Source organism: Flavobacterium sp. DW-iso2 (genome assembly GCF_058725285.1).
In genome coordinates this window covers 38,460-61,323 of sequence record NZ_JBZXDY010000027.1, presented here as the reverse complement: position 1 = coordinate 61,323, position 22,864 = coordinate 38,460, and the positions used below count along the sequence as shown (strand labels likewise).

The following is a 22,864-nucleotide window of genomic DNA, read 5'->3' as shown; positions in this document are numbered from 1 at the left end:
CGAGCCATCGGGGTTGTGTTTACTTTGCGGGCACGAGCGAGACGCTCGCGCTAGCACACGCTTAAGCCAGCGGGGGGGTACGGAATACAATTCCGCACTATCGTTGAGTGGACATATCCGAGCCGAGCCATCGGGGTTGTGTTTACTTTGCGGGCACGAGCGAGACGCTCGCGCTAGCACACGCTTAAGCCAGCGGGGGGCTTCAAGAATTTAAATCTTCTTTTGTAATTGCTGGTATAATTTCTCTTTCTTTATATGAATCATAGTCGTTTCTGATTAGTTCAGACAACTCCTTAAGCTGCTCGAAATTAAATGTCTTTTCATTTTCGTTTAATTTAAAACTCCTAGAGAAATCAACCATACTATTAAAAAATACCACAGAAAAAATATAGTCTTGTCCAACTTCATAAAGTGTAAAATCCCAGTTGTTTTTTGTTATTGCTTTAATCATTTGTTCTATTTATAAGTCTTTTACAAAATAATTTACATTTAATTGCATACCTTCTGTCTTGATTACAGCTTCATTTAAGCCAGTTGGGAGTTTTCCTCCAGGTATCCACTGAGAATTTGCCCCAAACTCATTACCGGTAGGCATTTGAGCTTTGTAAGTGCTTGATAACTTAAAATCAATTCTAACTAAATTTCCGTTCTGTAATTGATCAATTGGGATTCCAAGTTTTGCTGCTTGCTCATTTAAAGGCAATTTTAGAATATTGTCAATTTCCGACTTTAAGCCTACAAATTCCATTTTACCAGCATCTGGCTTTCCTACTCCGTAATTGCTATAATCGTTTTTAGAAACAATTCTTGATACTGTTCCTTCGTTTTCAAATTTATTTAGATGACTAACAATATATTCTTCCTTCAAATAGGTTGATGGCAAAGGAATATTTGGTCTAGTAAAAGACACGCTAAATACACCATTCTCAATTTTAGCAAATTCATTGCCGCTTTTTGTAACATATTTTATTACATTCCCTTGCTCAAAAATTTGTACTCCACCAGATATTAATTTATTGTGAATACTTTTTAAAGAAGGCGATAACGATTGAACAAGCGCACTCCCCGCCCCTTGTAGACCAACCCCATCATCTATTTTAGATAATCCACTTTCTGTACCAACAATTACTGGAACCTTTTCGCCGTTGATGTCAATTTCTACAATTCGGTTTTCAAATTCATCAAGAGGCAGTTTTTCTCGTCCGCCTTGTCCCTTGATCGCTTCCTCTACTTTAGCATTTAAAGCATTTATTTCAGATGCTGTAAATTGATCTCCTTTTCGAATTAATTTTATATTAAAAACTGGGAAACCACAATATAAATTAGATGAAGGTGATATCTTTAAATTAGTATGTCTAATAAATTGTACCCCTTCGGCTAATGCAAATTTAATTTTTTTACTAATAGGATTTAGTATTGGCTTGACTAATTTTCCACCCCACATAAAGGCTTTCCCTATTAACTGTCCTGCAACATCTAGTTTTTCTAAAGTTTGCAAGAAAGTTTTTGCAATATTGGCTTCTCCAGCTCCTATAAACAATGAGGCTACTACAAAAACAGCTTGACCTGAAGCGTAGGAGACCATACAGGGATTACTGGTGTATTTATCGTAACCTTTATCTATTTCCTCTCCAATAGTTCCAAAAAGTATGCTTATTTGCTCTTTGTTGAGTTTACTGAGCGTTTTGATTAGTTTATCTCTAGCGCCTTCGTGGTTGATAATGACATCTAATGCAGAGCCTTGCAATTTGGTAAGCATCGAAATTCCTGCTGGTACTGCTTCTACAGTACCTACTAAACCATTCCATGCACCGCATACTAAAGCAAATTCCTGTCGGCTAAGACGATACTGGTCCTTACTGTTAATTTCGGTCAAGATTTTACCCGAAGCATAAGAATATATTTTTGCTGGAAATGGGTTGTAATCTGGCACGTCCGGATTATAATATTTTTCGGGTATAGCAGCTTTTCCAATAAGTCCTGCCAGTCCATCAAGCATTGCCGTAAGCGGATTAAAGTAAGTATATGTTCCTTCAAATTTTATACATGCTAACCACGATTCTTTTTGATTATTTATACTTTTTATGGTAGCTTCAAAATGATCAAAGTCCAGTTTTTCTTTACTACTCAAACCTTTTCCATACGCTAATTCAAGATCAAAGTTAGCTGTGGCTTCATAGTTTTTAGCCCAGATATAAATTTCTCGTTTATCAGAATTTTCTAATTCGGCTATTGCTTTTTCTACCTCAGCAATTGATTTTGCGTCTTCTTTTTCGGTTATAAAGATTTTAGCTTTTATACCATTAACTTGGTTTGATGTACTTACTTGAGCTATTAACTTTTGTAATTCTTCTGCTGAAATTTTAGAGGTTTTATCTACTACCAAACCTGCAGAGTTACTTCCATTCTCAACCCCATTACTATCACAATTGCTACAGCCTACATAACCCCAATAGGTATTACGTTTTTCATCTTTCCCTTTTGTGTATAAATCGGGAGTACTATGCTTCGTAATAAAATCACTTAAATCTTTATCGCTTTTTGATTTGATAATACTTGCTAATTCTTTGTAGACCGTTTTTATATACTTTCCACGAGAACTTTGATTTTCAAAGAATAAAAATATAAGGTCTTTATCCTCTTTAGGCAAAATTTGTGGATTTGTATAGGGTATAGAATTTTCATTTAAATATTTGGATTTTCCATCCCATATATAGGTAACATCATTAACAACAATACCTCGCAAGAAACCTTTAGAGTCACTATCACCACTAGCCTTTACTGTACCTTCCAACCCATTACTCACAAAACTCCAATCTGGAGCAATTGCATAACCGCCTGCCAAAGCCCCATCCGCATCATTCTGAAACAAATACGGTTTCCATCCGCCACCGTGAATGCTTTGCCAGTTGTTGTGGTCTAGTTTAGTTCCGTCGGCATAATCCATTAATAATGTGGTGCTGCCTTTAGTCGTTTTAAACTCGGTAAAAGGGTGCTCTAGTCGTAACGCTCCGTGTCCTAATTCGTGTGCTAATGTGTGATTTTTATTGTCAAAAATAAAACCATACTGGCGTCCTAATGGCATGAAACCGTCGACTCCGTTATCAGCGGTACTGCCTGTATAAAGTATGTAATACGTTTCCTTATCATAACTACTACCAAGGGCTTTCCGGATTGCAGTAGTAATGCTTATTTGATCTAGGGTATAGGTGTTCAAGAGATCACTAGAACCACAAATTATTTTATTAGGTAAATTGTCAATTCTTATATTCTCCTCTTTCACACTAAATCGCACTCCTGCTTTATTGTAAATGGTATTTAGATCCTCAGGTGCTTTTGCTGGTATTGTGGCACCATTTACACTTACTAAGGTAACGTTGATAGGTTTTTGTGAAAGATGCCAAATATTTACTTTACCCGCAATGTCATCCTTGGCTTTTGGTTCTTCCGTTTTTGGGGTTGTTGGGCTTACCGTGGCAATAATACTTTCTTTGGCGAAGTCAAAAGTTTTCTTAATCGTGATTCTTGCCGTTGTAGCATCTATCCATTCTGTTTCAACCTTAGCTCCCTTATCAGTTTTAAAAACGATGTTGTCCTTGGTTTTCCCGTTTTTGAAAGTGGCTTTGGCAATAAAAGTTTCTTCCCCGTTCAGGTCAGAAACGGCCTTGTAGCCTACATTATAAACCGCCCCTGATTTCATTGGGATGGTTTCATACGTACCTTTTAGCGTGCCCGTGTCAGTATCCGCCTGTTGATCAAAGGCGTATTTGCTGTCTTTGTCATTCTCAAAAGTAATAACTACATCTGCCGAGGATATTTGGGTAACAGCGCCACCAGAGCTCATGCCATTGGTATTGGCGGCTGTTGCTGCTCCGCCGGCTGCGGCTTGTTCAATTGTCGATTCCCCTTTGCCATTGGCAGGAACTTTTATTATTTGACCTTTTGAGTCCTTAAATTCTTTATCGTTTACACTTACTGGTACATTCATCTGTGTACCATTTGTTCCCGTTATGGTTGTCGATCCATCAGCATTTTTGGTTATTGACGCAACTTCAAAATCTAGTGTTGCCACTACCACTTTTCCATTGTCACCAAAGACATCATTCACTATCTTATCCCCATCGACAATACTGCCCCATTCTTTGTCATAGCTAGCATTGATAACCCCTGAAATCAATTTGAAATCAGTGTTCACTCCTATGTTGTCAAATGTAACTTTGATTCGGCTGAATTTGCTAATGTCTATTTTATCTCCTCCTAGAGCATCAGCAGCATCAATTAACGTCCTGAATTTTTCCAGAAAAGCAAAAGTCACATAACCCTCTCCAGAAAAGCGACCGTTGGCACCCGTGGCTTTAAGCACCACAATAGGGAAATCACCCGCTTTGACCACATCATTGGCAAACAAATTAGGCAATAGGTTTTGATTAGAAAGATCCACAGGATCCGGTGTAAGATTACAGCCTGCAAAAGCAGTTTCCTCTGTTGCAAGCGTAGTAAACTGCTGGAGTGTACTGTGCGTGTATTTCCCTTTCTGGCAGGAAGCGCCTACGCTAAACTCATAAGTCGTATTAGGTTTTAGGTTGCTTAGGGTAGCATACTCCCTTGGTGTAATGAGATTGTACCAGTCTGATTTGGCACTTTTTGGGCGGTATTTTACCTCATAATCATAATTGTCTAATGCGCCACTCCAAGTGATCTTAGCTTGATCCTGGCTCACTTCGGCTGCCGCAATCCCCAGTGGTGCTTGGCATTGTATCAGATAGTCAAAAGAGAAAATGGCACTATAACCGTTATTCTTAAACACGCCTATTTCTTCGGCATTGGCCATCGCCATCGCTTTCACGCGCCAAGCATAGCGTTTGCCAGGTATCAGTTGGGGTTCATTGATACTGTATTGTAAAATAGTGTTGCGTACCATAGTGGTGTATAATGGTGGCGAGTATAAAAAGGCATTTTCTACTGGGGTGTTGTTGTCCCAAATCTCTACCAAAGAAAACTCATAGACTACATTACTCACATTTATATTTCTCGGAGTCCAGCTAAAAACAATGTTTTGTATGTTTTGCTGCATGATTTCCTGCTTGTTAGTGGGCAGGTTTAAAAACGGTGGGTCATTCTGGAAAATAACGGTGGTCACGCAGGATTTGCGAGATAATTTTTTATTAGTCAGTACATCATATACTTCAAGGCAAAACTCATAAATACCTTCGGGTAATGCATTTGCATAGACGTTGGGGTTCAAGCCCTGTAGGTTTTGGAACTTAAAATAAGGGGCTAACTCCACATTTGTCAATTGTAATGGAACTCCTCCCTCCAGATACAAAGCTTTTTCTCCCACCACATAATCATTGGTGTTAAACTGGATGCCGTTGCCTTTAAAATAGGCTTTCAGTCGCACTTGACGATTTAAGATGCTCAAATCATTCAGTACGAGCTGTACTTTTATAGGACTGTTTAGCGTCGTAGCATCCGCATAATTATCAAAATAAAAATAAAACCCACATTCATAAAATTTATATTCTACCAGAAACCCAAGGAAAAGGTATTGGTAAAACGTTACTCGATGCTGTGGAGCAATCTGCTTTAAAAGAAGAATCTGAAATAATTTCTTTGAATGTAGACAGATACAATACGGCGCTTAACTTCTACAAAAAAATTAGTTTTGAAATAACCGAAGAGGTCGACATCACTTTTGGCGAGGGTTACCTTATGGAAGATTATATTATGGAAAAGAAATTGTGATTGATTAGTATATATTGAGGATAAACCCTTCCTGTTTTTAAATAGTTAAAATGGAGTTTTTTTTGAATTTCACACAAAATTCGTTACACTTTCATAAAACCACCTCGATTATCATTTCTCCTAATAGAATCTTGTGCGATTAAATAACCTACGATAATCATATTTTGTAGCTCCCATAAAGCAATATTGATTTGATGGGTTTTAGACAAATGGTCTAGTTCGTTTTGCCACTGTAGCAATTGTTCTTTTGCATTAAGTAAATCGATGTTATTGCGAACGATTCCTGCGTTTTGTCGCATTAAAAGCTGTAATGCTGCTTTCTTAGTATTAATAAAATTTAAATTTACTTCAGGTTTGTCTAATACAATCCAATTCGAAATTAAATTGATTGCATCTTGGTTTTTTAAGGAGGCTTTCGACAAATAATTATAGATTTTATCTGAATATACTAAGGCTTCCAGTAGGGAGTTGGAGGCCAGTCGGTTGGCGCCGTGCAATCCCGTTTGGGAACATTCGCCGCAGGCGAATAAATTTTCGATAGATGTTTTTCCGTGTTTATCCACCACAATACCGCCACAAAGATAATGCTGGGCAGGAACTACTGGAATCCAATCTTTGGCAATGTCTATGCCGATGCTTTTACAACGTTCATAAATCATAGGGAAATGTTTTGTAAAAGCTTCTATGTCTAAATGGGTGCAATCTAAATAAACACATTTGTCACCTGATTTTTTTAGTTCCATATCAATACTTTGCGAAACGACATCTCGGGAAGCCAATTCTTCTCTTTGGTCGTAATCAAGCATGAATCGGTATCCGTTTTTAGTTCGTAAATAAGCACCAAATCCGCGAACTGCTTCCGAAATCAAAAATGCAGAACCAGCAGTAGCCTCATATAATGCAGTGGGGTGAAATTGTATAAATTCCATATCCTTGATGACTGCATTGATACGACTAGCCATAGCAATACCATCTCCTGTTGCAATCACTGGATTCGTGGTATGTCCATAAAGATGTCCAATACCACCAGTGGCTAGTAAAGTATATTCAGATTGAAATGTAACGATTTTGTTTATTTTTTGATTTAAAGCATAGGCACCCAGGCAACGATTGTTTTCAGTAATTAAATCAAGGGTAAAATGATGATCTAGAACTGTAATATTTTCTTTTTGATATACTTGTTCAAGTATAGCGCGTTCAATTTCGAAACCAGTTTGATCTTTATGATGTACGACTCTGTTTTGAGAATGGCCTCCTTCTTTACCTAGGTCAAAAGTTCCTTTGGAATTGGTATCAAATTTAGCTCCCCAAGCTATCAGTTCTTTCAAACGTTCAGGGCCTTCGGTAACTACCATTTTTACTGCATCTATATTACAGAGTCCATCACCACAAATCAAGGTATCTTCGATGTGTTTTTGATAGGAATCTTCAGTTTCATTGGTCACAATGGCAATTCCTCCTTGTGCATATTTTGTATTCGATTCGTCTGCCGATGCTTTTGTAATTATCGTAACTTTTTTATCAGGGAATAGATCTGCAATTTTTATAGCAAAGGTCAATCCCGCTATTCCAGAACCAATGATTAAGTAATTTGTATGTATCATTATTTGGATAATTCTAGCATACGCTCAATAGGAAGTAATGCTTTTTTACGAATATTTTCGGGAACATTAATCTCTGGAGTTTCATTTAGCAAACAATTGTATACTTTTTTTAAAGTATTCATTTTCATATAGGCGCATTCACTACAAGCGCAAGTGTTATCGTCTTTAGCTGGCGCCGGTATCAATATTTTTTCCGGTACTTCTTGTTGCATTTTATGAAGAATTCCTGCTTCGGTAGCGACAATGAATTTGTTGTTAGAACTTGTTTTTACATATTCAATCATTCCTGCTGTTGAACCTATATAACTCGCGGTTTTTAAAATATGTGTTTCTGACTCAGGATGGGCAATGATTGTAGCATCTGGATGTAACTTGTAGACTTCGATTAATTTGTCTAGTGAAAAGGCTTCGTGTACAACACAAGAGCCACGCCATACCAGCATGTTACGCCCTGTTTTTTCAATAATATATTTCCCTAAGTTCTTGTCTGGCGCAAAAATAATCGGTCTATCTTTTGGTATTGATTCTACTATTTTTACCGCATTTGATGAGGTACAAACAATGTCGCTTAATGCTTTAATTTCGGCAGAGCAGTTCACATAGCTGATGACAATATGGTCTGGATGCTGGTCTATGAATTGTTGGAACAAATCTGGTGGACAGGATTCTGCTAACGAACAACCTGCTTTTATATCTGGTAAAATTACTTTCTTAGTCGGGTTTAATATTTTGGCGGTTTCAGCCATAAAATGAACTCCTGCAAAAAGTATAATGTCAGCATCCACTTTCATTGCTTCCTGCGATAATCCTAAACTATCGCCCACATAATCCGCTACATCCTGAATAGCAGCTTCTTGATAATAATGGGCTAGAATTACTGCGTTTTTTTCTTTTTTTAATGCTAATATTTTTTCTTTTAAACTGTTCATTTTTAGTAGTTTTACATATTTTAAATTCGTCAAAATTGGCAAAAAATCTTTGTTATTGTAATAGCTGTTGTGATTTTTTTTGGCGATCTTGATTAGTTTTACAAAAGAGCTATTTCGATGTTTTTATGAATTGTTATTTTTAAATCGCTTATAAAAGCGAATAAATGATCGATTTCAACATGGTCCATTATTACAATTTTATACCATTGATTATTTTTATCATGTTTTTGGGGAACTAAATCATATTTTTCAACTAGTTCGGGACTAATAGAGCTAGCGTCAATAGTGACAATATTCATATAGCTTTCTCTAAAATAATTTACATTTAAAATTTGTAATTGTTCGCATAGCCATTCTGTTCTCATTTGTAAAACACGAATTTTTTCACACCAACCATAAGTGCCGTAAGTAAATAATATCATCCAAACAGCTACTGCATTAGCACCAGAACGACTCCCGCACAAGGTTAAGTCCATGCCTTTAACATATTCAGCTTCCTTAGTAAGGACATTTTCTATTAATCCTTTTCTACAAATAAAAACTCCAGTTCCATAAGGAGCTTGAAGCATTTTATGAGCGTCGATAGTTATGGAGCTAATTTTTGGATTTTCGAAGTTAATGCTACTTGCTTTATTACTAAATGGATAATCAAAACCACCATAAGCAGCGTCTATATGGATTTTATAATTTAAATGATGTTTATCAAGAATTTGAATATAATCATTGGGATCATCAACTGCGCCAAACATGGTGGTGCCCAGATTTGAGACCACAATAAAATATTTTTTCCCTTCAATTTTCCCTTTAATTATCTTGTTTTCTAAAATATTGGAGTCAATAAGACGAGTCTTAAAATCAACAGGGATTTTTAACCAATCTAACATCAATAAATTAGCTGCTTTAGGAATCGAATAATGAGTATCTTCTGATGCAATAATGATTATTTCAGTTGGATTTGCAGCGAGCTTATTTATAAAATAATTACGGTACATCCAGATTGCCTGAATATTTGCTTCGGTACCACCTGTAGCAATATATCCGTCAAAAGAGTTAAGTTCAGCTTTAAAAACATCAACAGCAAGTACGTTTAATACTTCTCGCTCAATTTCCTGTGTTCCTTTAAATGCTTTTTCTGAATGACCAAAAGTGTGACAGCCAATATGGTTGGGATTTGCAACATATGTTTGTAAAATAGGAGCATTTTTTAAAAAAGAAGCATCTTCATTAAACACTTTTCCATCTAATTTAGATGCGGGGTAACCTAAAGAAGTGTCATGTGAAAAATTAACATTTTCACTTAATGCTTGTTGAATTCTTAACTGTCTTTCAATTTGTGTCCTTTTTTTCCAGAAATGCATGATGATAATTTTAATCAAAAATACTTCTTAAAAAAAACAGAAAACATGATAAATATTAGGTTTTAACTATAAACAAAACAAATAAAATTTTATGAAAGTAGCAATGGATTGAGTCTTACAAGAAAGATTAATACCTCAAGAAGGTATCACCCGATTTAATTCCCAGTGCAAGTTCCTCTAGATTGGTATTTTCAAGCATGAAAGTCAATTCATTTCTAATGGTTTTAAATTTTTCATGAACCGGGCAAGGATGTTCCTCAGAACAGTGAATTAGGCCTAATCCACAACCTGTAAAAACACGATCACCATCAATTGCTGATACGATTTGTATTAGCTTTATTTGGCTCATACTTTTTTTAGGAATTTCAAAACCGCCACCAACTCCTTTTATAGAATGGATAATATTATTTTTGGAAAGTATCTGTAAAATTTTGGCTGTAAAAGCCTCAGGAGAATCTATTTTTCGCGCAATATCTTTCAGTCCCACTCGGTTGTCTTGATAAGATTCAGAAGCAATAAAAATAGTAGCACGAATGCCGTATTCACAGGTTTTTGAAAACATAATTTGTTTTTTTCAAAATTACGAAATAAGTTTTGTTCTAGGTATTAAATAGGATAGTTTTGGGTAACAACTTGCTTTCTTTTTAATTGAATTAGTAAATTCACAGTTATGATTAATAGTCCAACGGCCAATGGTACACTACCAATGAATAAACTAAGATAATAGTAAGGAAGCGCTCCTGTATCAAAATATAAATACAATCCTTGCAGAAACAACAAGATCTCGGTAGTTACGAAACCTATCAAAAAAACTTGGATACCCCCTTTATGAAATGCGTTTTTAGTATTTAAAAATTGATGTTGCAATGCAAAACCGAACAGAAATCCAGTTATAATGCCAAGCATGGTCAGATGAATATATCCAATAACAAAATTCCTAATTTGGTGTGACATCTGAGCCAGTTCAGGTACTAAAACAACCAATTGAATTCCGATTTTTAATACCAACGAAAATAGAGCAAAGCCATAAACTGTTTTTTCTAAAGACGATAAAGTACCGATAAAACCGCGTAATTGTGATCTGGTATTTTGAATAAAAAGTACAGCAGTAACTAATTGTAGCACCACACCAACAACATTTATCCAATAAAAAACAGGATTGGTAAGAAACCAACTTACCGGCAAAGCCAAAGTCATGATTGTTGCAATAACGAATAAGGTGTAGAACAAACGGAATTTTTTCTCGTCAATTTTTAATTTTATTTGTTTAAAAAACAAAGCTAATACAGCGAATAAAAACCAACCATTAAATTGAAAATGTAGAAAATACTGAATGCATATTTGGTAAAAAGCACTTGATTTTCCCAGTAATCCAACCGCTGGTCCCAGACACCAAACTCCGAAAGTAGAGAAAACCATAAAAAGTAAAGCGGTACGCAACATTCTTTTTTCGGGGAAAGTAGGGGGTTTTGCCTCTTTCCAAATGAGTCGAGCGAAATAATAACTGCAAAAAATATGAAGAGTAGAAAAAAGGATAGAGACAAAAGCATAACCTTGAGCAGGGAAATCCAGCATCATGCCAATGACGGCGACTTCAGTAATCCAAAATAAGCGATTGTAAATTCGTTTTTGTTGTGCTTCTTTTGGAACAAAATTATAAATGATTAAACAATACAGCATCATATAAACCCAGCCCAACATGGCTACGTGAGAATGACCATGCATTAAAAACTGAAAATTCACGCCTTCGATAGGCGCAACATACATCCAACGAAGTAGCAGTCCCATTAACGAGGCAATAAAAAAATTTGCAAAACAAATTACTATCCAATGTTTTTTCATAATCAGTCTCTAATACGAAACGTAACTTTCTGCTGAATTTTAGAAATATAACCATTAAGAAATTAAGGATATAAAGCCTTAACTTTTCTTAATTTATTGATGGTTCAAAATATAATTTTTAAAGCCAAAATGCATTATCATCTTTTTCAACAAAAGCTTCTTCGGTATGAATTTCTTTAATTTTTGCTAATTGATCCGCGGTGGCTACTTTTTGAATTTCAGCAAACAATACGCGCTCTTCATAACGAATGTGTGCTTCCAATTCTATGTCTATTAGACTAAGATTTTCTTTTAAATCTGTAGTGGCGTTGAATAAATCTTTGAGACGACTATGTTCTGACAACGCTTGTTCAATCAATGGATTATCATCACCTAAAATCGTAAAAATATATTTTTCTTCTAATTCAAAATGGGGTTTTAAATGCTTTTCAAAAAACCAATCGGTGTATTCTTTAATGCGTTCTAGTGACACTTCCTTTTTTATTCCAGTGCGTATTTTCCAGCATAGCAATAATCCGTGATGATGATCGTGGCTTAAAGGTTGTAATTCAGGGGCTCTTTTTAATGGTTTAGTATCGCTCATGAGCTATTTTTAAATTAATGGTTTTTAAAGACAATGGAATAATCACCCTCTAAAATGTACTTTTATTTTTTCTGTCGAAAGTTTTTCTTTTTCTAATTCCTTGAACGAATAACCTAATTTTTCAATAGTAGTCGTTCCGTTTACAAAATGCTGAATGTAATAATTTCCATTATATCCTGCTTTTTCCAAATAAAGAATCGTTTGATGAATATCTTCTTTCTTTAATAAATCGGAATGCACCGTAGTACGAACTTCAAACGGCAATCGACTTTCAAGCAATAAATGTAGTGACTTTTCGAAAGGGACAAAAAGATTTGATTGTGTTATTTTTTCAAAATTATCGGGCATCGCCTTAAAATCAAGAGCAACATAGTCAATCAGCTCTTTTTCGATTAATTCCTCAAGTACTTGGGGTTGCGAACCATTGGTGTCTATTTTGACCAGAAAGCCCATTTTTTTGACTTTTTCAATAAACACAATACTCTTTTTGTGAAGTAAACATTCGCCTCCGCTAAAGACTACAGCATCTAGTAATTGTTTCCTGCTGTTTAAGAATGCTAATGTTTTTTCGAAAGAAATACTGCCTTTACCAAAAACAATTTCGGGATTGTAACAATACAAACACCGCATATTACAGCCTGCAAACCAAAGTATGCAAGCTGATTTATGTGGGTAATCTAATAAGGTAAATGGAGTGATGCTATAAATTGGTTTAGCAACATTTTCCTTCTGTAAAATGAGTTCGTTGTTTGTGTTCACCTTTTTTTCCTATGTTAAAACTTTCTACAGGTCTGTGATACCCCATTACGCGAGTATATACCAGGCATTTTGTTCTCAATTTTTGATTCTCTTCTAAAATCTGATTTGCTTTTGTTTTCATGTTTTTTGTTTTTTTTATCATTAAGAAATGAAGAAAAGCTAAGTCTTAATGAACCATTAATTTCTTAATGGTTTAACTTTTAAATTAGTTAGTTAACCTTATGACCTTGCTTCTTTTCTTCAATCAATATTTCATCACATTTTGGGCAATATTCATGTTCGCCATTCAAATATCCATGTACAGGACACACGCTAAATACAGGAGTTACCGTGATATAAGGCAATTTGAAATTAGAGATTACTTTTTTGACAAACTGCTTACACGCTTCAGGAGAACTGATTTTCTCACTCATATATAGATGAAGCACGGTTCCACCAGTGTATTTGCATTGCAGTTGATCTTGCAACAGCAAAGCTTCAAAAGGATCTTGTGTGAAATCTACTGGAATTTGAGAGCTGTTGGTGTAATAAATATTCTCCTCCTGACCCGCCTGAATAATGTCGGCATAGCGCTTTTTGTCTTCCTTGGCAAAACGGTAGGTTGTCCCTTCGGCAGGAGTTGCTTCTAGATTATAGAGATTTCCTGTTTCTTCTTGGAACTCTTTCATTCGGTTGCGAATGTGGTCCAAAATTCCAGCAGCAAATTCTATCCCAGTGTTAGAAGCAATAGTATCCTCATTGTTAGTAAAGTTCTGAATCATTTCGTTCATTCCGTTTACACCAATCGTAGAAAAGTGATTTCTGAAATGTTGCAAATACCGCTTGGTGTACGGATACAATCCACGGTCATACATTTCTTGAACGAACACTCTTTTTTTTTCCAAAGTCGCTTTAGCAATATATAAAAGGCGATCTAGTTGTTGGTATAATGCTGCTTTGTCACCTTTGTATAAATAACCCAAACGCGCCATGTTAACAGTCACAACACCAATACTTCCGGTCATTTCGGCACTACCAAACAATCCGTTTCCACGTTTCAATAGTTCCCGTAAATCCAATTGCAAACGGCAACACATACTACGAACCGCATTGGGTTTATAGGCGTTTTCGTTTTCAATTTGGTTCCCATTTTCATCCAAAACATATTGACTTCCGATAAAATTTTGAAAATAAGACGAACCAATTTTGGCAGTATTTTCAAAAAGCAATTCGGTGTTTTCACCTTCCCAATCAAATTCTTCGGTAATATTCACTGTCGGAATAGGGAAGGTAAAGGGTTGTCCGTTGGCATCACCTTCGGTCATTACGATATAGTAGGCTTTATTGATAAGATTCATTTCTTTTTGGAAATGTTCGTATCGCAAGTCTGTTAGTTTGTTAACTCCTCTTTTTTTGGCTCTAGCCAAAACAGTTTCGTGATTATTATTTTCGAAAAAATGCAAATCATTTTTGGTCGGAATCTGGGTTTTCAAATCTTCGGGAACGACCCAGTCCAGAGTAATATTAGTAAAAGGTGATTGTCCCCAACGAGCAGGAACATTCAAATTATACACAAAACTACGAACCGCTTTCAGTACATCACCAAAGGACAAATCATCTGCAAAAACGTAAGGAGCTAAATAGGTATCAAACGAACTAAAGGCTTGCGCTCCTGCCCATTCGCTTTGCAAAATCCCAAGAAAATTAGCCATCTGTCCCAAAGCTTCTCTAAAATGAGAAGGAGCTTTGCTCTCCACACGTCCCCGAACTCCGTTGAAACCGTCGTTCAGCAAAACACGCAAACTCCACCCAGCGCAATAACCCGTTAGGCAATCCAAATCGTGAATATGAATGTCTCCATTTCGGTGTGCGTACCCTTCTTCTTTGGTATATACCTTGTCTAACCAATAATTAGCTATCACTTTCCCAGCAACATTATTGATCAACCCTGCGTTGGAATAGGAGGTGTTAGCATTGGCATTGATGCGCCAATCGGTTTGTTCGATATATTCTTCAATGGTTTGTGTACTATCTACATAAGTAGTGTCGTCGTTCAAACCATTTACATGTTCTCTTTGTAGTTTTCGAGTATGGCGAAACAACATAAATGAACGCATAACTTCAAAATAATTATTCTCAAAGAAAGCTTTTTCGATTAAATCCTGGATTTCCTCAACAGCCCAAACTTCTTTGGTTTCAAGTATTTCACTTAGACTCCCAAAAACACTTTCGTCAACAACTACAGAGACACTTTTGAAACTCTTTTCAATAGCATCTTTGATTTTAAAAGATTCAAAGGGTTTGTATTTTCCATTTCTTTTGATAACGTAATTCTCCATAGTTGTTTCGTTTAGTGTTTTTTTAAGATTGTGCAGCAAATTCTTTTTCTAAAGCCACTGCTTTTGGAAACAAAATGTTGTTTTCTAAATGGATGTGTTTGTGTAAATCTTGTTCAAATTCATTAAGCATTGCAAAAGTTACTTTATACGTATTACAAGCATCTGCTGGTGGCGTGTAATTGTTGGTTAGTTCCACAATTTTAGCAAATCGATCTCCTTCTGCTTCGTGCTCTGCCATCATCATCGCAATCGGATTTTTAACGGTTCCAAAATGTGGTTGTGCAATTATTTCATCAGAAATTGATGCGGTAACCATTTTTTTGATAAAAGGGAATAACATCAATTCTTCTTTTTTCATGTGTTGTGCTAGTTCTCCTGCGCAACCTTTAAAGAGTTCGTTGATTTCAAACAATTCAGGATGACTCTCGCCGTGAACTTTACATAATTTATCCAAAAATTGAAGTAGGGTAGGTGTTTTTTCTTCAACATAACGATGGTGTGTTTTTTCGATATAATCAGCTAAAAGATCTAATGGCCACGCATTAAAATCGATTCTAGAATCATTTTTAGTATTCAAAATAGCAGCAATTTCGATTTGTAAATCTTCTGGTTTTACTGCTTTTTTTTCACAAACTTCATCTACTGTTCTATTTCCTTTGCAGCAAAAATCAATGCCATATTTTGAGAATAAAGCGGCTGTTCTAAAATCTTTTGCTACATATTCTCCAATTGTTATTTTTTCTAAAGTTTCCATATTGTTGTTTTTTATATTTATTTGATAAAGCAAATTTAGTAATTATTTTAATAAAAGACAATTTTATCCGTAATTATAGTAATTTTTATAATTATCTATTTAGTAAGTATATGTGTTTTTGTAATTGTTTTTAATTGAAGTAGCAATAGTAGTAGTCTCATAACGATTATATCGTTCGAATAAAATTCTATTTATAAAAGAATGCTAAAAAAAATCAAAAAAATAATAAAAAGATATATTTATCTTTTATATCTTTGCAATATAATAAAAGACAAAATCATCCTTTATTTAAAATTACTTTATTTAATAACTAAAAACAGATTATTATGCTTTCAAAATCACAAGCACGAGCATTTTTTCTGGGAGGAACATTAGTCACCTTTTTAATCTTTATAGGATTGACTATTTATTCGTTTATGCCCAGAAATGATCAAACGCATTACAGCGAGATTACCAAAGAGGTAGTGAGGGGAAAAGAAATTTGGGAAGCCAATAATTGTATGGGATGCCATAGTATTATGGGAGAAGGTGGCTATTACGCCCCTGAATTGACAAAAGTCCTAGAGCGCCGCGGCGAAGGTTACATTAAGGCCGTATTAATGTCTCCAGTTCCATGGGCACCAAGAGGACGAAAAATGGTGGCATATAAAATGAGTGAAGCCGATGCAAATGCAATGGTAGCTTATTTTAAATGGATTGGAAAACTTGATTTGAATGGGTTTGAGCATGTAATTTCACCTTTAGCGAAGCAAGAATAATTAAATAATAAAGGGTATGAACTCGCCATTAACAAGATGTTTGTTTTAAACAAACGCCATTAAATAGAAGACGATACCATTGTTGACCGATAACAAATAAAATATACAAATATGAAATATAAATCACAAAAAGTAGCCTATTGGTTTTTTGCCCTATGCATGCTACTCTTTTCCCTTCAAATCGTCTACGGTTTTATCATGGGATTTGACCGAATAGGAATACAAGGATTACACGAAATAATTCCTTTTAACGTAGCTCGCGCCGTACATACTAATTTACTGGTAGTCTGGTTGTTAACAGGTTTTATGGGGGCGGCCTATTACATTATTCCTGAAGAAGCACAGCATGAATTAATAAGCGTCAAATGGGCTTATGTCCAGCTGATATCCTTAGCCATTGTTGGTGTTGTCGCTATTGTTGGTTTTCACTTTAATCACTGGGAAGGACGAAAATTTTTAGAAATCCCTAGAGAATTAGACTATTTAGTAGTTGTAAATGTGTTGCTTTTCTTGTTCTTAATTATAGGAACTTTATACAAAGGAAAACAGAAAACAACAACAGCTATTGTACTTGTAATGGGTTTGCTATTCGCAGCCTTACTTTATATCCCTGGGATGATTTGGTTTGATAGCCAAGTAATGGATTCATTTTTCCGTTGGTGGGTAGTACACCTATGGGTTGAAGGGGTTTGGGAATTAATCATGGGAGGTATTTTATCTTTCTTATTAATCAAATTAACGGGAGTTGACAGAGAAGTAATCGAAAAATGGTTATACGTAATCGTAGGTCTTACTTTCCTTTCAGGAGTTTTAGGAACAGGTCACCATTATTACTACATCGGAGTAAATAAAATTTGGTTAGTAGTAGGTGGAATTTTCTCAGCCTTAGAGCCTTTAGCTTTCTTAGCCATGGCGTTATTCGCTGTGAATATGTATAGAAAAGGAGAAAAAAGCCATCCTAATAAAATTGCTTTATTTTGGACAATTGGAGCCTCAATCGTTTCCTTCGTTGGTGCTGGATTACTTGGTTTTGCACATACATTGCCGCAAACCAATCTTTACACTCACGGTACATTAGTTACAGCAATGCATGCGCATTATGCGTTCTGGGGTGCTTATGCGATGATTGTTTTGGCAATTATTAGTTATGCACTTCCTAATTTAACAGGTCGTAAACGATATCAAAGCACACATGGAATGATGGCATTCTGGTTATCAAATATTGGAATTTTAGGAATGACCGTCGCTTTTGGTGTAGCAGGTGTTGCACAAGTGTATATGGAACGTAAAATGAAAATGGATTTCATGGTCGTACAAGACGAAATTGCAATTCACTTTGTTGTTTTACTGATCTGTGCTACGATGTTTACTACTGGAATTGCACTATTTATTTATGATTTCATAAAATATGGTACACCTACAGATGAAGCTTTAATAGCTGAGCACGATAGTCCGCGAGTAGATGGTTACAAAATCGATGGTCATACAATTGAAAATCTAGCAACCGTTACTCAGAAAAAAGGAAAAAAAGTAATTTAAAACTACAAACCTATTTCGAATAACTCAATATTGTAATTGAAATATCCAGAATACTTTAACTGTCTATCTCTAGAATTGCGATGTCCCACAAGCAATTGTTATGGTATTCTGGTTTTTTATATAAAAATTAAAACAAGATGTTAGAAAACGCACCCTATTATCATGCCGTTGGAAAAGAAATTGACGTCTTTAACCACGCTTATAAAAACAAAATTCCCTTTTTATTAAAAGGGCCTACAGGAACAGGAAAATCTCGTTTTGTAGAATTCATGGCACATCAGTTAGACAAAAAACTAATCACCATAAGTTGCCACGAAGAAACCTCTTCGACCGATTTGATTGGTCGATTTATCATAAAAGGAGCGGAAACAGTTTGGCTTGATGGTCCGTTAACTACTGCTGTAAAGGACGGAGCTATCATTTATCTTGATGAGGTTGCCGAAGCAAGACCAGACGTCATCGTAGCAATTCACTCACTCACAGACCATAGACGGGAACTATTCATAGACAAATTAGGTGAAACTGTAAAAGCGCATGACGATTTCATGTTAGTAGCTTCTTTTAATCCAGGTTATCAACGCGGATTTAAAGAACTAAAACCTTCTACGCGCCAGCGATTTATAGCCGTATCGTTCGAATATCCAGAGTCACAAATTGAAATTGAAATTTTGGTCAAGGAAACAAAAATAGATCACGATACAGCTAAAAAGCTAGTAGCCATTGGAAACAAAATCAGAAACCTAACCGAACTAGGTTTAACTGAAACCGTTTCCACTCGTTTACTAGTGAATGCCGCCAAGATTATTCATAGCGGGCACCCAAAAAGAGCGTCGGTACATGTCGCAGTTGTGGAACCGTTAACAGACGATTTACAAACATTAGTTGCATTAAAAGATTTGTGTGATTTGATGATATAAAAAAAGTGTTCAGTAGTCAGTTTTTAGTATCCAGTTGAATACTGTTTAACTCTTTATTGAATTCATAGAGACGAACTGATCACTAAAAAAATGAACACTGAATACTAAAACTATGGGTTTCGAATTAGACGAATATTTAGTAGGGAAATTTTTCAAGCAATTGAAAAAAAGCAGAAAAATTGATCCCGAAATTGTAGCTAGAACAGTACTGTTGAATGATGTCAAACCACGTTTAACGATTTTGGCGCGCGCATTGACGGGTGATCCTATCGATATTTATCCTGCGGAAAGAGAAGGCGGTTATAAAAACAATAATTTTTTCCTTCCAATATCTTTTTCGGACTTAGAGAATACGAATGAGAATCTTACTTTCTATCTCTTTCGGGTGGTATATCTTAGTATTCAAAAACGTTTGGAATTCAACTGGAAACCACCTTCTGAAAGAAAGCAATCATTAGAACTCTCACAGCAAAAAGCATTGGAGACATCCGAAGAAATTCTATCAATTTTATTTGCCGAATTTTCTATCGATGCCGATTTCCATTCGAAAATAAAAAAGCATTTCACTCAAAAAGCAACCGATAAGATCACCGCCGATTATTCTTGGTTGTATGGAAAATGGATGCAAAATGAAATCGAGTTAAACAGCAATAAAAAACTGGATAATTTTTCAGATAAAATAAAAAAAGCCAAGGAGCAGCAACCTACAACTACTTTGAAAGCAACGGCTGTAGAAGAAGTAATTACGGTTGAATTAGATAAAAAACAACAAGAAGATTATGTGATGCTCCATAATTTTGAAAAAGTCGAAACGGCCGAAGAATTCAACGGTGTTTGGCGTGATTTTGATGGTTCAGATCAATTAGAGGAACATCAAGACGCATTAGAAGAGTTGAGCATGAAATATACCGTACGAGTAGATGATACTGCACATTCGGTTTATCAGGCAGACTTTGTAGAAAATGCTACGATCTCCGAAAGTGCCGAAGTGGATGCCAAAGGTTTTCATATTAAGTATGACGAATGGGATTTTGACAAACGCAATTACAAAGACAATTTCTGTAAAGTCTATCCCAAATCACAGCTTAAAACAGATGCCAATTATTATAAAAATACAATTACAAAGAACGCGGCAACCTTAATGGGTTTACGCAAAATGTTGACGAGCGTTAACAATAAAATGCAACAACAAAAACGTCAAAATCAAGGCGAAGAGTTTGACCTCGATGCCTTAACAGATTTATATGTAGATGTTCATTCAAAACGCACGCCGTCTGAGAATGTTTATATTTCGAACAGAAAAAAAGACAAAGATTTATCGATTCTTCTGCTTTTGGATATCAGTCTTTCCAGCGACAGCTATGCGGCAGGAAACCGGGTGATTGATGTCGAAAAAGAAGTTTCTATTCTCTTTGGAGAAATGTTGAATGAATTCAATATTGATTTTTCGATTGATAGTTTTTATTCTAAAACGCGCAACTATTCGACCTACTTAACGGTTAAGGATTTTGACGAAAAATGGGACGTAGCCAAGCATAAAATTGGAGCCATAGAACCTAACGGTTATACTCGAATTGGTGCTGCTTTGCGACATGCAGGCGCACGATTAGACAGCAGAAGCACCAAAAACAAATGGGTTATTCTAATTTCTGACGGGAAACCCAATGATTACGATAAATACGAAGGTAAATACGGTATTAATGATGTTAAGCAAGCACTTCGAGAGCTCAACCGTAGGAATATTAATTCCTATGCGTTAGCCATTGAAGCTCAGGCCAAATATTATCTACCACAAATGTTCGGACAAAATCACTACCAGATTTTGACGACTCCCGTTGAGCTGTTGCAATCCTTAGTGAAATTGTACGAGAAAATTAAACATCAAAAATAAGTAATGATATGAATGAAGTATCAAATACCACAGCACTTCCAGAAGGACACCCAGTTTCGGTTTACTTTCAGGAAAAGAAAATTATAAATACATTGTTAACAGAATTAGCTGCAGTAAATCCAGAGGACGAATTACAGAAATACACTAATATTTTCAATCAATTACACACAATTGAGAAACGATTTGCACGCAAAGAAAATCAACTTTTTCCGTTTTTGGAGCTAAAAGGTTGGGTAGGGCCGTCTCAAGGAATGTGGTCGTTTCATGATAATTTGAGAGAACAATTTAAAATTTTGCGTAAGCATATCGACGCAAGGGATTTCGAAAAAATAAAGGAGAATGCACCGTATTTAATTAATGGAATTTACCGATTATTGGATGTCGAAGAAACTGTTTTGTTTCCAAATGCCTTAGACATATTGACCGAAAAAGATTGGATTACCATGCGTGAAGGCGAAGAAGAAATTGGATGGATGCTTTCACAACCACCTTCTCTATATCCAGCGGTTGCTTATGTTCACCCAAGTGAAGATTTTACGGTAAGGGAAATGCCATTCTCTTTAGAAAATACTTCTCATTATGACGAAGGACACATGACGGTAGAACAGGTGAACTTGCTTTTTAGAACCCTGCCTCTAGATCTTACTTATGTAGATGAAAATGATAAAGTTATTTTCTATAATAGAGGTGAAGAACGTGTTTTTCCTCGAAGTGCTGGAATTATCGGTCGAGAAGTAAAATTTTGTCATCCGCCCAAAAGCGTAGGAACCGTTCTCAAAATTTTGGAAGAATTTAGAAAAGGCACCAAAAGCGAATCCTCGTTTTGGATTAACTTCAAAGATCGCTTAATCTACATACGTTATTTTGCAGTTAGGGACGCCGATAAAAATTACAAAGGAGTCATAGAAATGTCGCAGGATATCACCGATATCAAGAAAATTGAGGGTGAAAAACGACTACTAGACTGGGAATAATATTGATTTAAGAATAAGGATTTAAGATTTTGTAGCGATTTAGTTCAAAAATAGTTTCAATTGGCAGCAGCTTTAGCTGGGGTATTTGAAATTATTTAGATAGGGCTTTAGCCAAAATTATACGCTTTTAGACTAAAGCCATATGAGATAATCCTGATTTTAAACCTCAAGCTAAAGTTGGAGGCAATTCAACTTTTGAAAAATCAACACACTGAATTGTTGCAATATTTTTTCAAGCCTTATCAAATTAGTATCCTTTCCTGTTAAGTTTTTTAACTTATATAATCAAAAATCTATACTATTGAAAATTATGAACACATTAAAAATCGATTACAAAAACATCTTTTATCCTCCGGGAGGGATTTTGATGTGGATCATCATTTATCTGGAATTAATAACTTTCGGAATGGCATTGATTGCCTTTGTTTATTATGGTCACCAAGAACCAGAAGTATTTCATCAATCCCGTTTGCAACTCAACACTACTTTTGGTGCTATTAATACTATTTTCTTATTGACTAGTGGTTTTTTTATGGCTACCGCCGTACACCAATTCAAGGGAAAAAATATAGCAAAATCATCTTTTTATTTCAAGCTAACTATGCTTGGTGGTTTGTTATTTTTGATCTTAAAAAGTGTAGAATATTATCATAAAATTGAGTCTGAAATTACATTAGAAACAAATGTTTTCTTTAGTTTTTATTGGTTGCTTACCGCTTTTCACTTGATTCATGTTATTATGGGATTGGTAATTTTGATTTGGACAAACTACGGAATGACCAGGAAAAATTCGGATACAGCTGTTGAGGACGTTGAGGCCTGTGCCGCTTTCTGGCATATGTGCGACTTGATTTGGCTGCTACTTTTTCCAACTCTTTATTTAATCTTTTAAG

Annotated in this window: 18 protein-coding genes and 1 pseudogene; 7 read left to right on the top strand and 12 right to left on the bottom strand. The window is 35.5% G+C overall.

The window, feature by feature from the left end:
• Nucleotides 1–202: 202 nt before the first annotated feature.
• Together AC4PRO_RS15565 and AC4PRO_RS15560 are read right to left on the bottom strand one after the other, a co-directional pair.
• On the bottom strand, nucleotides 203–451 hold the full coding sequence (locus AC4PRO_RS15565) for a hypothetical protein (RefSeq protein WP_492118018.1): 249 nt from the start codon (nucleotides 449–451) through the stop codon (nucleotides 203–205).
• Between the two features lie 9 nt (nucleotides 452–460).
• Nucleotides 461–5,422: a fibronectin type III domain-containing protein gene (locus AC4PRO_RS15560; RefSeq protein ID WP_492118017.1), complete on the bottom strand. Its 4,962-nt coding sequence runs from the start codon at nucleotides 5,420–5,422 to the stop codon at nucleotides 461–463.
• A gap of 77 nt (nucleotides 5,423–5,499) precedes the next feature.
• Between AC4PRO_RS15560 and AC4PRO_RS15555 the strand changes: the two are divergent.
• Nucleotides 5,500–5,745: pseudogene (locus tag AC4PRO_RS15555) on the top strand (GNAT family N-acetyltransferase); the annotation flags it as partial.
• An 83-nt stretch (nucleotides 5,746–5,828) separates the two neighbouring features.
• Here the strand turns inward: AC4PRO_RS15555 and nadB are convergent.
• The 10 genes from nadB to ric all read right to left on the bottom strand — a co-directional run bounded on the left by nadB (nucleotide 5,829) and on the right by ric (nucleotide 15,892).
• On the bottom strand, nucleotides 5,829–7,349 hold the full coding sequence (gene nadB, locus AC4PRO_RS15550) for an L-aspartate oxidase (protein WP_492118016.1): 1,521 nt from the start codon (nucleotides 7,347–7,349) through the stop codon (nucleotides 5,829–5,831).
• Nucleotides 7,349–8,278, bottom strand: a complete 930-nt coding sequence (gene nadA, locus AC4PRO_RS15545; RefSeq protein ID WP_074723750.1) for a quinolinate synthase NadA — start codon at nucleotides 8,276–8,278, stop codon at nucleotides 7,349–7,351. The genes nadB and nadA overlap by 1 nt, the downstream gene beginning before the upstream one ends.
• Nucleotides 8,279–8,376: 98 nt before the next feature.
• A complete protein-coding gene (locus tag AC4PRO_RS15540; RefSeq protein ID WP_492118015.1) occupies nucleotides 8,377–9,636 on the bottom strand; it encodes a pyridoxal-dependent decarboxylase in 1,260 nt (419 codons plus the stop codon).
• A gap of 127 nt (nucleotides 9,637–9,763) precedes the next feature.
• A complete protein-coding gene (locus AC4PRO_RS15535; protein WP_492118014.1) occupies nucleotides 9,764–10,198 on the bottom strand; it encodes an RrF2 family transcriptional regulator in 435 nt (144 codons plus the stop codon).
• 44 nt (nucleotides 10,199–10,242) lie between these two features.
• Nucleotides 10,243–11,478 carry a hypothetical protein gene (locus AC4PRO_RS15530; RefSeq protein WP_492118013.1) on the bottom strand — a complete coding sequence of 412 codons (1,236 nt, stop codon included), beginning with the start codon at nucleotides 11,476–11,478 and terminating at the stop codon, nucleotides 10,243–10,245.
• A gap of 118 nt (nucleotides 11,479–11,596) precedes the next feature.
• Nucleotides 11,597–12,061, bottom strand: coding sequence for a hemerythrin domain-containing protein (locus tag AC4PRO_RS15525; protein ID WP_492118012.1), 465 nt, complete (start codon nucleotides 12,059–12,061; stop codon nucleotides 11,597–11,599).
• A 42-nt stretch (nucleotides 12,062–12,103) separates the two neighbouring features.
• On the bottom strand, nucleotides 12,104–12,820 hold the full coding sequence (locus AC4PRO_RS15520; RefSeq protein ID WP_492118011.1) for an anaerobic ribonucleoside-triphosphate reductase activating protein: 717 nt from the start codon (nucleotides 12,818–12,820) through the stop codon (nucleotides 12,104–12,106).
• The gene (gene nrdD, locus AC4PRO_RS15515; protein ID WP_492118010.1) at nucleotides 12,774–12,941 is read right to left on the bottom strand and encodes an anaerobic ribonucleoside-triphosphate reductase; all 168 of its coding nucleotides are present in this window, start codon (nucleotides 12,939–12,941) and stop codon (nucleotides 12,774–12,776) included. The genes AC4PRO_RS15520 and nrdD overlap by 47 nt, the downstream gene beginning before the upstream one ends.
• An 88-nt stretch (nucleotides 12,942–13,029) precedes the next feature.
• Nucleotides 13,030–15,138 carry a ribonucleoside triphosphate reductase gene (locus AC4PRO_RS15510; protein ID WP_492118009.1) on the bottom strand — a complete coding sequence of 703 codons (2,109 nt, stop codon included), beginning with the start codon at nucleotides 15,136–15,138 and terminating at the stop codon, nucleotides 13,030–13,032.
• Between the two features lie 22 nt (nucleotides 15,139–15,160).
• Nucleotides 15,161–15,892 carry an iron-sulfur cluster repair di-iron protein gene (gene ric, locus AC4PRO_RS15505; RefSeq protein ID WP_492118008.1) on the bottom strand — a complete coding sequence of 244 codons (732 nt, stop codon included), beginning with the start codon at nucleotides 15,890–15,892 and terminating at the stop codon, nucleotides 15,161–15,163.
• 326 nt (nucleotides 15,893–16,218) lie between these two features.
• Here ric and AC4PRO_RS15500 point away from each other — a divergent pair, with 326 nt between their 5' ends.
• The 6 genes from AC4PRO_RS15500 (at nucleotide 16,219) to AC4PRO_RS15475 (ending at nucleotide 22,863) form a co-directional block, all read left to right on the top strand.
• Entirely contained in the window at nucleotides 16,219–16,650 is a 432-nt protein-coding gene (locus tag AC4PRO_RS15500) for a c-type cytochrome (protein WP_074723759.1), read from the top strand.
• A gap of 111 nt (nucleotides 16,651–16,761) precedes the next feature.
• Nucleotides 16,762–18,189 (top strand): cbb3-type cytochrome c oxidase subunit I, encoded by a 1,428-nt coding sequence (locus tag AC4PRO_RS15495; protein WP_083380474.1) that lies wholly within the window; start codon nucleotides 16,762–16,764, stop codon nucleotides 18,187–18,189.
• Between the two features lie 137 nt (nucleotides 18,190–18,326).
• Nucleotides 18,327–19,106 (top strand): CbbQ/NirQ/NorQ/GpvN family protein, encoded by a 780-nt coding sequence (locus tag AC4PRO_RS15490; protein ID WP_492118007.1) that lies wholly within the window; start codon nucleotides 18,327–18,329, stop codon nucleotides 19,104–19,106.
• 112 nt (nucleotides 19,107–19,218) lie between these two features.
• Nucleotides 19,219–20,997 (top strand): nitric oxide reductase activation protein NorD, encoded by a 1,779-nt coding sequence (locus AC4PRO_RS15485; RefSeq protein ID WP_492118006.1) that lies wholly within the window; start codon nucleotides 19,219–19,221, stop codon nucleotides 20,995–20,997.
• An 8-nt stretch (nucleotides 20,998–21,005) separates the two neighbouring features.
• Entirely contained in the window at nucleotides 21,006–21,971 is a 966-nt protein-coding gene (locus AC4PRO_RS15480) for a DUF438 domain-containing protein (protein WP_492118005.1), read from the top strand.
• Nucleotides 21,972–22,281: 310 nt separating this feature from the next.
• The gene (locus AC4PRO_RS15475) at nucleotides 22,282–22,863 is read left to right on the top strand and encodes a cytochrome c oxidase subunit 3 (protein WP_492118004.1); all 582 of its coding nucleotides are present in this window, start codon (nucleotides 22,282–22,284) and stop codon (nucleotides 22,861–22,863) included.
• The last annotated feature ends 1 nt before the right edge of the window (nucleotide 22,864 follow it).

Coding starts and splice junctions, on each gene's coding strand:
- AC4PRO_RS15565 (WP_492118018.1), bottom strand. CDS start 451: ATGATTAAAGCAATAACAAAAAACAACTGGGATTTTACACTTTATGAA.
- nadB (WP_492118016.1), bottom strand. CDS start 7,349: ATGATACATACAAATTACTTAATCATTGGTTCTGGAATAGCGGGATTG.
- nadA (WP_074723750.1), bottom strand. CDS start 8,278: ATGAACAGTTTAAAAGAAAAAATATTAGCATTAAAAAAAGAAAAAAAC.
- AC4PRO_RS15540 (WP_492118015.1), bottom strand. CDS start 9,636: ATGCATTTCTGGAAAAAAAGGACACAAATTGAAAGACAGTTAAGAATT.
- AC4PRO_RS15535 (WP_492118014.1), bottom strand. CDS start 10,198: ATGTTTTCAAAAACCTGTGAATACGGCATTCGTGCTACTATTTTTATT.
- AC4PRO_RS15530 (WP_492118013.1), bottom strand. CDS start 11,478: ATGAAAAAACATTGGATAGTAATTTGTTTTGCAAATTTTTTTATTGCC.
- AC4PRO_RS15525 (WP_492118012.1), bottom strand. CDS start 12,061: ATGAGCGATACTAAACCATTAAAAAGAGCCCCTGAATTACAACCTTTA.
- nrdD (WP_492118010.1), bottom strand. CDS start 12,941: ATGAAAACAAAAGCAAATCAGATTTTAGAAGAGAATCAAAAATTGAGA.
- AC4PRO_RS15510 (WP_492118009.1), bottom strand. CDS start 15,138: ATGGAGAATTACGTTATCAAAAGAAATGGAAAATACAAACCCTTTGAA.
- ric (WP_492118008.1), bottom strand. CDS start 15,892: ATGGAAACTTTAGAAAAAATAACAATTGGAGAATATGTAGCAAAAGAT.
- AC4PRO_RS15500 (WP_074723759.1), top strand. CDS start 16,219: ATGCTTTCAAAATCACAAGCACGAGCATTTTTTCTGGGAGGAACATTA.
- AC4PRO_RS15495 (WP_083380474.1), top strand. CDS start 16,762: ATGAAATATAAATCACAAAAAGTAGCCTATTGGTTTTTTGCCCTATGC.
- AC4PRO_RS15490 (WP_492118007.1), top strand. CDS start 18,327: ATGTTAGAAAACGCACCCTATTATCATGCCGTTGGAAAAGAAATTGAC.
- AC4PRO_RS15485 (WP_492118006.1), top strand. CDS start 19,219: ATGGGTTTCGAATTAGACGAATATTTAGTAGGGAAATTTTTCAAGCAA.
- AC4PRO_RS15480 (WP_492118005.1), top strand. CDS start 21,006: ATGAATGAAGTATCAAATACCACAGCACTTCCAGAAGGACACCCAGTT.
- AC4PRO_RS15475 (WP_492118004.1), top strand. CDS start 22,282: ATGAACACATTAAAAATCGATTACAAAAACATCTTTTATCCTCCGGGA.